This window comes from Microcoleus sp. T3_B1 (genome assembly GCF_036700445.1).
In the GTDB taxonomy this organism is placed as follows: domain Bacteria; phylum Cyanobacteriota; class Cyanobacteriia; order Cyanobacteriales; family Microcoleaceae; genus Microcoleus.
The window spans coordinates 111,642-121,910 of record NZ_JAUBOX010000014.1 but is presented as its reverse complement, the minus strand read 5'-3'; the positions used below and the strand labels follow the sequence as shown (position 1 = coordinate 121,910).

At 47.1% G+C, this 10,269-nt stretch carries 8 protein-coding genes; 3 read left to right on the top strand and 5 right to left on the bottom strand.

What is annotated here, in order from left to right; all coding sequences use genetic code 11:
- Positions 1-182: 182 nt before the first annotated feature.
- The 4 genes from QT990_RS10615 to QT990_RS10600 all read right to left on the bottom strand — a co-directional run bounded on the left by QT990_RS10615 (position 183) and on the right by QT990_RS10600 (position 2,262).
- Positions 183-695, bottom strand: coding sequence for a hypothetical protein (locus tag QT990_RS10615; protein ID WP_333141523.1), 513 nt, complete (start codon positions 693-695; stop codon positions 183-185).
- A gap of 116 nt (positions 696-811) precedes the next feature.
- Positions 812-1,255 (bottom strand): hypothetical protein, encoded by a 444-nt coding sequence (locus tag QT990_RS10610; RefSeq protein ID WP_333465222.1) that lies wholly within the window; start codon positions 1,253-1,255, stop codon positions 812-814.
- A 77-nt stretch (positions 1,256-1,332) separates the two neighbouring features.
- Positions 1,333-1,515: a CsbD family protein gene (locus tag QT990_RS10605; RefSeq protein ID WP_333131066.1), complete on the bottom strand. Its 183-nt coding sequence runs from the start codon at positions 1,513-1,515 to the stop codon at positions 1,333-1,335.
- A gap of 540 nt (positions 1,516-2,055) precedes the next feature.
- Positions 2,056-2,262 carry a hypothetical protein gene (locus QT990_RS10600; RefSeq protein ID WP_333409540.1) on the bottom strand — a complete coding sequence of 69 codons (207 nt, stop codon included), beginning with the start codon at positions 2,260-2,262 and terminating at the stop codon, positions 2,056-2,058.
- A gap of 633 nt (positions 2,263-2,895) precedes the next feature.
- On the opposite strand from QT990_RS10600, the gene QT990_RS10595 reads away from it, so the two are divergent.
- Positions 2,896-4,161 (top strand): transposase, encoded by a 1,266-nt coding sequence (locus QT990_RS10595; RefSeq protein WP_333465221.1) that lies wholly within the window; start codon positions 2,896-2,898, stop codon positions 4,159-4,161.
- 155 nt (positions 4,162-4,316) lie between these two features.
- Positions 4,317-7,244 carry an urea ABC transporter substrate-binding protein gene (gene urtA / locus QT990_RS10590; protein ID WP_333465220.1) on the top strand — a complete coding sequence of 976 codons (2,928 nt, stop codon included), beginning with the start codon at positions 4,317-4,319 and terminating at the stop codon, positions 7,242-7,244.
- A 345-nt stretch (positions 7,245-7,589) separates the two neighbouring features.
- On the opposite strand, the gene QT990_RS10585 is transcribed toward urtA, so the two are convergent.
- Positions 7,590-8,066 carry a hypothetical protein gene (locus QT990_RS10585; protein ID WP_333242980.1) on the bottom strand — a complete coding sequence of 159 codons (477 nt, stop codon included), beginning with the start codon at positions 8,064-8,066 and terminating at the stop codon, positions 7,590-7,592.
- Between the two features lie 180 nt (positions 8,067-8,246).
- Here QT990_RS10585 and uvrB point away from each other — a divergent pair, with 180 nt between their 5' ends.
- The gene (uvrB, locus tag QT990_RS10580) at positions 8,247-10,259 is read left to right on the top strand and encodes an excinuclease ABC subunit UvrB (RefSeq protein ID WP_333465219.1); all 2,013 of its coding nucleotides are present in this window, start codon (positions 8,247-8,249) and stop codon (positions 10,257-10,259) included.
- The last annotated feature ends 10 nt before the right edge of the window (positions 10,260-10,269 follow it).

Genomic DNA, 10,269 nt, shown 5'->3' with positions numbered 1-10,269 from the left:
CAGGAGGCAGGAGGCAGAAGGAAAGAGGCAGAAGGAAGGAGCCAGAAGAAGTATTTTTACAAATATGAGATGCTCCCGAATTGACCGGACGAGATATAAAAAATAAAAGGACGATCGCCCGAGCGATCGTCCTTTTATTTGCTGCACGTATTATCAGTTTTTAGGCTTGTCTGAATCCAAGATTATTTGCGGTTGTTGAGCCATTTAGCCGCAACTATTCCCAAAATACCAGCAACAACTGGATTTCCCAAAAACTTCATCAAACTAGGCTGTTCGGCCAGCACTTCTTGGAAAATATCCGGGTGATTGTGATAGGTGAACGAGGCCAACTTGGTAACATCGTCAGCATTCATGCGGCTGGCGTGGTGGGTAGAAAGTCCTAGCTGCTTTTCCAATTGGCGATCGTCCAATCCTCTCTTGCCCAAATGCTTGAAGAATTCCCGCGCTACATCGTCGCGTTCATTTGGCTTAATTTGGGCGATCGCCTTTTGCAATTCCGGTTCCAACTGAGCCGGCGGGAGCGAGTCGTGATTCAGGGAACGCCCGAATAATTGTTTGCGCTGAGCCGGCGAAGTTCTCTGAGCAAAATCGTCAAAGTTTTCGTAATCTTCACCAGTTGTCTGCGGCATCATTTCTCGATCGCCCTGGGCTAAATCGTTCATGATTTGACGCTTGTAATTATCGCTGCTACTCATGGTAACTCTCTTCCAATCTACACAACATTTCAGTCTTAAATTGAGATGGTTTCGCCTTCAAAAAACTGCGGAATATTAAACCGCCACGCGGCTATCATTTAAGCTTGCTAACTAGGTCAAGACTTGTATTCAATCTGATTTGATTGCTGGTCGTACTTAGCAGTCAAAATCAGTTTTTTGTCAGGAGCGTAAACCAAAACACTTACATCCTGATTTGGGAAATTGCGGTGAAAACCTTGTGCTAAAGATTTGGCCAAATCTTTCACTTCTGTCGGGCGGACTTGCGGAGTAATTACAACTCCCAATTTGTTATTGTCGCGCACGTAAGCATCCTGAACAAGACCCTGAGCCGTCTTTGTTACCCATTGACCAAAATCTTGACCGGCGGCGGTATTCCCGCGTTCTAGCTGCGCGTAATAACCCTGACTGCCACCAATTGCTACAGGTACATCACTCGGTTTTTGGGCTGAAACGCTGGGCGCGCAGGCAGTAGTAACTGCCAGCATTAATACCAAGAGTAAGCCCGCAATTATTTTGCGACTCTGCTGTAATAAACTCACCTTTTTTCCTCCATTCCTAAAACATTTGGAATCCTTGAAAGGGTCAGGTTGCTCGACCCTCTCAATTAGTATTAGGCTTAGTCTAGTTTCTTTTTGAGCTCATCTTTTACATCTTCGATCGCGTGACCAGCTTCAGCTTTTGCCTGCTTGGCTTTGCCTTCTGCTTTATCCTTCGGGTCGCCAGTAACATTGCCTAGGGCTTCTTGAGCTTTGCCTGCGATGTTGTCGCCAGTTGCCTTTGCTCTATCTTCAGTGCTCATGGGTTTCTCCCTATCTGTATCTCAGACATTTTTTACTTTATAAACTCATCATAGGTAACTAGGAGCTGCTTTGCACTCTACCTCTAGGAAGAAAGAATGAAGAAAAAATGAAGAGGGAACATGGAAGATGGAAAAATTATTTTTCTTTTTCAATTTTAGACGGACTGCCACTTTCATACTTATATAGCAATCCTAAATCCTTCGCGTAATTATTGTAGGGGCAATCCCACGCCCGGTTGCCCCGATAGATAGGGGGTAGGCAAACAAAGGCACTACCCCTACAAATTTACATAAATGATTTAGGATTGCTATAGCTTTCATACTTACTAGGTTTTTTCACCGTTTCTGGTGGCTGCAACGAAGTATTTATGTAAAAAAAATGGTGGATGGTCAACCCCGCTTCCCGGAGGTTTTTATCACACCCAAAATAATTTAAAATTATAAATTTTTATTTAATTCTGACTTCTGCGTTCTGCCTTAAAAGGGCGGGTGTGGGCTAGACCGCATCTTACCCACACCCGAACAAATTTCGTATTAGTTTTAATTTACCTGGTGATGACATTCTTCATCTATTCTGTCCTGAAGTTCTTCTTTCAACTGTTCGACAGCGCGCATAGTTTGAGCATTTTCTTTTTTTTGCTGACCGAGGGCTTTTTCTGTTTCCTCGCCGAGCAATGTTTCCTTTGATTTTGGTAGCGTTACTTGATTTTCGCTGCCAGTCTGGGTCGCATTTTCTTCAATATTCATTTGTCTTGACCCTATTGTTTGCAAAATTTATTTTTAACAAGGCTAGTTACAAGTTAACCTTATATTTATAATAACGCCAATGACGAAGCCGTCCCTCTCCCTGAAGATAGATAGGAGCTGGGGAAGAGTTTTTAATTTTAAAGTAAGAGAAATTAGGGAGACTTCCATCTGTCGGAAGAAAGATATGGGGAGGCAAAGAGTGCGTGAGTGCATGAGATTGCTTGGTGACTCGCAAGGCGCGGGCCGTGAATGAGTAGGAGAGGGATGAGGGGGGGACAATTTTTCTGCGGTGCGCGCGATCGCATTAAGTAAGTGCCGAATGTTGTTGGATGAGACTCTTTGGACATCGGTAAAAGATGAAGAGAGAAATGGGAGGCAATTTAGCTAGCCAGACGGGAATCCCCACACGCTTGTCGCTTCGATTAGTGTGGGATGAAAGTCGCGTTTCGCTGTGGATTCCACCGTCAACCAATTCAAAACTATGTTTTGAGCGGTGGGCGGGTGGATGACGAGACAAACAAACTCTTTATTTAATGGGTCTATTTTCTCCTTTGTACTTGACAGTAAATAACGCATTCTGGTACAGTAACACTAATTGATGCGTACCGACTGCGATCCAATATTTGCCAATTAATGAGAACGGCTTACCAGTACAAACTACGTCCAACAAAACAGCAAGTCATTGAGCTAGACAGATGGCTATCCATGCGGTCTGCCCAATACAATTACCTGTTGGCTGATAGATTTAATTGGTACGAACAAAATCGCTCTCCTGTTAACGCCTGCAATCTCGTCTGTTACCTACCTGAACTGCGAGACAATCCCGATTATTGCTCGCAAAAGAAAACGTTACCTCAACTCAAGAAAACAAATCCTTGGTATAGCGAAATATATTCGCAAGTCCTTCAGGATGTAGTTAAGCGAGTTAAGACAACATTTGACCGTTTCCTAAAAGGTGATAGCAGCGGAAAACGCAGCGGAAAACCTCGATTCAAAGCTCGCAGCCGCTATCGCACCTTTACTTATCCGCAAATGAAAGAGGGATGCTTACAGGGCAACTTGATTAACTTGCCGATGTTTGGGAAAGTTAAAGTTGTCTTGCACCGTCCTATCCCTGACGGGTTCAAAATCAAAACCGCATCTGTCACCAAGAAAGCTGATGGTTATTACCTTACGCTCTCCCTAGAAGACAAGACAGTTCCAGAGATAAAGCCAGACTTTAATCCTCGCTCGATAACAGGTATTGACGTGGGATTGAAGGAGTTTTTGACAACATCTGAAGGCGAAACAGTCGCCCCGCCCCAATATTACCGTAAAGAACAAAAATGCTTGCGAACTATTCAAAAGCGAGTGTCACGTCGCAAAAAGGGGAGCAATAGCAGGCTTAAAGCTATTAAGCAACTGGGCAGACAACACAAGAAGGTGGCAGATAAAAGAAAAGATTTCCACTTCAAGACAGCTAATTGGCTGCTGTCAAAATATGACGTAATCGCACACGAGGATTTAAACATCAAAGGTCTAGCTCGTACAAGGTTGGCTAAATCTGTGTTGGACGCTGGGTGGTCAAGTTTTCTGTCGATACTGACAAACAAAGCCGAAAACGCGGGTTTGTTGGTTGTCCCAGTAAGTGCCCATAATACTTCACAAGATTGTTCTAATTGCGGCGAGAAAGTACCAAAAAAGCTGCATATTCGTTGGCATGACTGTCCTCACTGTGGGTGCAGTCTAGACCGTGACCATAATGCCGCAATAGTAATCAAAAATAGAGCGGTGGGGCAACCCGTTCTTAAAGCTCAGTTAATGTCCTATGCAATAGCAGGAGTCACCCAGATGCCTACACCAATGGTGACAGCTTGTGTTGGTGTAGGAGTTGTCACTGCAGACTTAAGTCAGATGTAGAGCAGTTTGACGGTTAAAATCAACAGGGTGCAGCAATTCCCAAGTTTGGTGGCGATCGGCTTAAATAATCTGCTAAACAAGAGTTAGCCTCAAGGCTAACTTCCAGCAGGATCGAACTAAAATTTCTGTTATTAGTAAAAATTATCTAAAACCCTATGGGAGCAAGGAGCAGTAACCCTCTCGAAGCAGCCGGCCCGACTCGTGAGCCGATCAAAATAGGCGTTTTGCATTCCCTGACGGGCACGATGTCCATCAGCGAAATTTCAGTTAAAGATGCGACGCTGTTGGCTGTTGAGGAAATTAATGCGGCGGGAGGGGTGCTGGGGCGCCCCTTGGAAGCGGTTATAGAAGATGGAGCCAGCGATTTGCAAACTTTTGCTCAAAAAGCTAAGCAATTGCTCCTAGAAGCGCAGGTGGCGGTGGTATTTGGCTGTTGGACTTCGGCGAGCCGCAAGGCTGTACAGCCGGCTTTCGAGCACGGCAGCGGGTTGCTGTTCTATCCGGTGCAGTATGAAGGGCTAGAACAGTGTCCGAATATTTTCTACACTGGTGCTGCCCCGAACCAACAGATTGTGCCTGGGGTGAATTACTTGCTGGCACAGGGGAAGCGGAAAATTTTCCTGTTGGGTTCGGATTATATCTTTCCCCGCACGGCAAATCTGATTGTGAAAGCTCAACTGGCGGCACTGGGGGGAGAGTTGGCGGGGGAAGTTTATCTGCCGCTGGGTTCGAGGGATGTGGGCGAGGCGATCGCACATATCTTAGCAGTGAAACCAGATGCGATTCTCAACACTCTCAACGGCGATAGCAATGTGGCTTTTTTCCAAAAGTTGCGGGAAGCTGGCGTGAAACCAGAGGATTTGTCGGTGATGTCGGTCAGCGTAGCAGAAGAGGAAGTGCGGGCGATCGGGCCGTCCAATATTGCTGGACATTTGGTGGTTTGGAACTATTTTCAAACGGTGGATACACCGGAAAATCGTAAATTTGTCAAGGCTTATAAAGCTCGATACGGGGAAAATCGAGTCACGGATGACCCGATCGAAGCTGCTTATTTGGGCGTTTACCTGTGGAAGCAAGCAGTAGAAAAAGCTGGTTCGACAAATGTGGTTAAAGTCAGGGCGGCAGCTAAAAATATTGAGTTTGCAGCGCCTTCGGGCAAGGTAAAAATAGATGCCCAAACTCAGCATATCTGGAAAACAGTGCGGATTGGTAAGGTGAGGGTGGACGGTCAAATTGAGGAGATTTGGAATTCCGGCGCACCGGTTCCGCCAGATCCTTTTCTCAAGGGCTATCCTTGGGCGGCGGCACTTGCTACGAGGGGGATTTCTCTGGGAACTCGGGCGTCTTTGATCGGGCTGTTTGTCATCTTGGTACTGATAACTTGGATGGCGGTGGGAGTCGGGTGGATGGGTTCTGTGGATATGAAGAACTATTTGCTGACAATAGAGGCTGCCTCAAATCCGGCGGCGGCGGTTTCTGAGGCCGCAATGGCGGTGCTGGTGCAGCAAACTCTCTTTGTGGCGAGCCGCACTCAGCACTGGCTGCTGGCAGCTTTGGTTTTGAGTTTGATCGCGGGGATAGTGGGTTTTGTGTCTGTGTCGGCAATTATTCGGAATCTCGGCTTGCTGCGGCAAACTGCCGAACAGATGGCAAGCGGTGATTTGACGGCTCGATCGCCTGTGGTTTCTAATGACGCGATCGGGGTGCTATCTTCTACTCTCAATACAATGGCTCAGCAAATTAGCAGTTTGCTCAACGGTTTGGAGGTGCGGCAGCGGCAGCTAGAGGAACGATCGGAGGAATTGGAAGTCGCTAAGAATGCTGCCGAAGCTGCCAACCGGGCGAAAAGCACTTTTTTGGCAAATATGACTCACGAGTTGCGGACGCCCTTGAATGCGATTATCGGCTACAGCGAGCTGCTACAAGAAGAGGCTCTGGAACTTGGCGAAGAAGAGTTTGTGATGGATTTGGCAAGCATTAATATGGCAGGCAAGCAGTTGCTCAACATTATTAGTGACATCCTGGATATTTCTAAAATTGAAGCAGGAAAGATGACTCTTTTCTTGGAGACTTTTGAGGTGTGGGATTTGATCGAGCAGGTTGTCACTACTGTTCAACCGACGCTAGGGAAAAATGGCAATACTTTGATCGTCAATTGCGATCGCAATATTGGCACGATCTACTCCGATTCGTCGAAGCTGCGGCAAGCGCTGTTAAATTTGGTGAGCAATGCTGCTAAGTTTACCGATCGAGGCAAAATTACGATTAATGTTTGGAAGGAAGAAGGGGAGGTTTTGCCGATCGACAATTCCGAAGAAATCTCGGCAGATCCTTCTCGGTGTCAACAGCCGTCGATCGTGTTTCAAGTAACCGATACCGGCATCGGCATGACTGAGGATCAGGTGTCGAGGCTGTTCGGAGCTTTCGCTCAAGCGGACGATTCTACTACCCGCAGGTATGGCGGCACCGGTTTGGGGCTGACAATTAGCCGGAAGTTTTGCCAGATGATGGGCGGAGACATTACGGTTGAGAGCGAGTTTGATTGCGGTTCTAGTTTTACGATCCGGTTGCCGATTGCGGTTACAAGCCCGAAAGAAGCGCGGGACGATCCAGAAATCGAACCAATGCAGCCGAAGCCTGCCGACGATTTAGAACCGAGTGCAGTGGCGACTGAGGCGAAGCAAAAAGCAGTGCGATCGCAACCGCTGGATCTGCCAGATGCTGCTACTGTGCTGGTGATTGACGACGATCCAGACGCGCGGGATTTGATGACTCGCTGCTTGTCGAAACAGGGATTTCGGGTGCGATCGTCGGCTAGCGGTCAAGGGGGGCTTCTGTTGGCTAAGGAGTTGCTGCCCGACGCGATTATTCTGGACGTGATGATGCCGAGTATGGACGGCTGGGCGGTGCTGTCGGCATTGAAAGCCGATCGGGATTTGGTTGATATTCCGGTAATTATGATAACTTTTTTGGACGACCAAAATCAGGGTTTGGAATTGGGAGCGGCGGAGTATTTGAGGAAGCCTGTGGATTACAAGCGCTTTGCTGCTTTATTGAGTAAATATCAGAGTCTGGGGAAGTAGTTAGTTGACTGTTGGCTGTTGACTGTTGACTGTAATTATTACAGTTCTGGACGCCACAAATTGTTAGATCGGCTATTGATAAGGGTAAGGTGCGTCGCCCGGAAAAATCGGCAAGTTTCATTTCTCATCTGAGGGCGACGCACCCTACAGATTAGCATTTCACTTCAAGAGAAAACCGCTATACATCCCTCTCAATTACCAATTACCAGACGTACCTCATTAAACCCAGAAGTGCTATGGTTATTGCTTATTAGTAGCAGGTAACAAATAAGAAATAACAACAGTCAACAGTCAACTGACAACGGTCAACTGACAACAGTCAACTAACAACTAACAACTGACTAATTAATCTAAGAAGCCCATTAATGTCGAGCTATCGTCAATTTCGTTTGAGGCAATGGGGCGGTTTCCTCCCATTGTGGAGTAAACTTCATCAATGTGAAGAGTGCTGATGGCAATAGGGCGAGCACCGGACATACTGAACATTTCACTGACTTGCATGGCGCTGGATCCGATCGGGCGATTGCCGAGTGTAGCAACCACTTCAAAGTCGCTGGATTCGACTGGGCGATTGCCTACAATGCCGTAGGTTTCGCTGAGGTGCAGGGTGCTAATGCCGATCGGGCGGTTCCCCGATATCGAGACGGTCTCGCTGATGGTAAAATCGTCAGGGCCGACGGGGCGGTTGTCATGCATGAGTTGAGGCCGATAAAGTTGAATTCCTGTTGCTTTGGCATCCGTGGGTTCTGTCGCTTGGCTTTTGGAACTGCCTTTGCCGCGGCGGGCGATCGCATTGCCTTTATTTTTGGGGGTGAGACTCATAATTATTTTCCTCGCTTACTGCTGTTGATTGCTGGGTTCGGACAACTGCTTTTGTGGGCTTTCTGCTTTCTATTTGGGCCGATGATTAAAATAATATTACAAAGTCTAACTATTTTTTTAACGAAATTGCAGAATCTCTGCATTTTTGTTAAGATTTATGGGTAATAGCTACATTTTCCTATGGTAACTGCGGCAGCATCTTTTCAATTGCAAGCGCCCTTCCAGCCCACAGGCGACCAACCGCTAGCGATCGCCCAACTCGTCAAAGGCATCGAAGCTGGCGATCGATTTCAAACCTTACTCGGCGCCACAGGTACGGGCAAAACCTTCTCCATTGCCTCGGTGATTGAAAAAGTCGGCAGACCCACCTTAGTCCTAGCACACAACAAAACCCTGGCAGCTCAACTGTGCAACGAACTGCGAAATTTTTTCCCGAACAATGCAGTCGAATACTTTGTCAGTTATTACGACTACTACCAACCTGAAGCATACATCGCTGTCACGGATACTTTCATTGAGAAGACGGCAGCAATTAACGACGAGATCGATATGTTGCGGCACTCAGCTACGCGATCGCTCTTTGAACGCCGCGACGTAATTGTAGTTGCTTCAATTAGCTGCATCTACGGTTTGGGAATGCCCGCAGAATACCTGAAAGCTGCTATTCCTTTGCGAGTAGGAATGGAAGTCAACCAGCGGCAAGTTTTGCGAGATTTAGTCAACGTCCAATACAGCCGCAACGACATAGATTTAGGCAGAGGCAAATTTCGCGTCAAAGGCGATGTTTTGGAAATAGGCCCCGCTTACGAAGATAGAATTATTCGCGTCGAATTCTTCGGCGACGAAATTGATGCCATTCGCTACGTTGACCCGGTAACAGGTAAAATCCTGCAAAGTTCAACGGCTTTAAATATCTATCCAGCGCGCCACTTTGTCACGGCAGAAGATAAATTAGAGGCTGCTTGCCAAGGAATAGAACTCGAATTAGAAGACCGACTGGCAGAATTTGAAAAAGAGGGTAAACTCTTAGAAGCTCAGCGGTTGGAACAGCGCACGCGCTACGATTTGGAAATGCTGCGCGAGGTAGGATACTGCAACGGAGTCGAGAATTATTCGCGGCATTTAGCAGGGAGAAATGCGGGGGAACCGCCAGAATGTTTGATTGATTATTTCCCGAAAGATTGGATGTTGGTAATAGATGAATCTCACGTCACAGTGCCGCAAATTCGGGGGATGTACAACGGCGACCAAGCGCGCAAAAAAGTATTGATCGAACACGGTTTCCGCTTGCCCAGCGCGGCTGATAACCGCCCTTTAAAAGCTGAGGAATTCTGGGCAAAAGAGAATCAGTGCATCTTTGTTTCTGCTACGCCTGGGGATTGGGAAATGGAAATATCTGAAGGCAGAGTTGCAGAGCAAGTAATTCGGCCTACCGGAGTAATAGATCCGACAATTTTCGTGCGCCCGACGGAAGGACAAATTGATGATTTGTTGGGAGAAATCAAGGAGAGAGTAAGTCGGGACGAGCGAGTTTTGGTGACGACTTTAACCAAGCGGATGGCGGAAGATTTAACCGAATATTTGCAGGAAAGGGGAATTAGAGTGCGGTATTTGCACTCGGAAATTCAGTCGATTCAACGCATCGAAATTATCCAAGATTTGCAGGATGGTAAGTTTGATGTATTGATTGGTGTTAACTTGCTGCGGGAAGGTTTGGATTTGCCGGAAGTTTCGCTGGTGGTAATTTTGGATGCCGATAAAGAGGGGTTTTTGCGCTCGGGACGTTCGTTGATTCAAACGATTGGAAGGGCGGCGCGGCACGTTCAGGGACAGGCTATTTTGTACGCGGATAATTTGACGGATAGTATGGTTAAGGCGATCGATGAAACGGATCGACGCCGGGGGATTCAGCTAGCGTACAATAAGATGCACGGGATTACGCCGCAGCCGATCGCCAAAAAGCGATCGAGTAATGCGATTTTGGCGTTTTTGGATGTGTCGCGCAAGCTGAATTCTCAGCAGTTGGAGGAGGTTTACGAACAGGTAAACGAGTTATCTTTGGATGAGATTCCTCAGTTAATCGGGCGGTTGGAAGCGCAGATGAAGGCGGCGGCTAAGAAGTTGGAGTTTGAGGAGGCGGGTAAATTGCGCGATCGGATTAAGCATTTGCGGGATAAGCTATTGGGACATTAAGGAAGAGTGG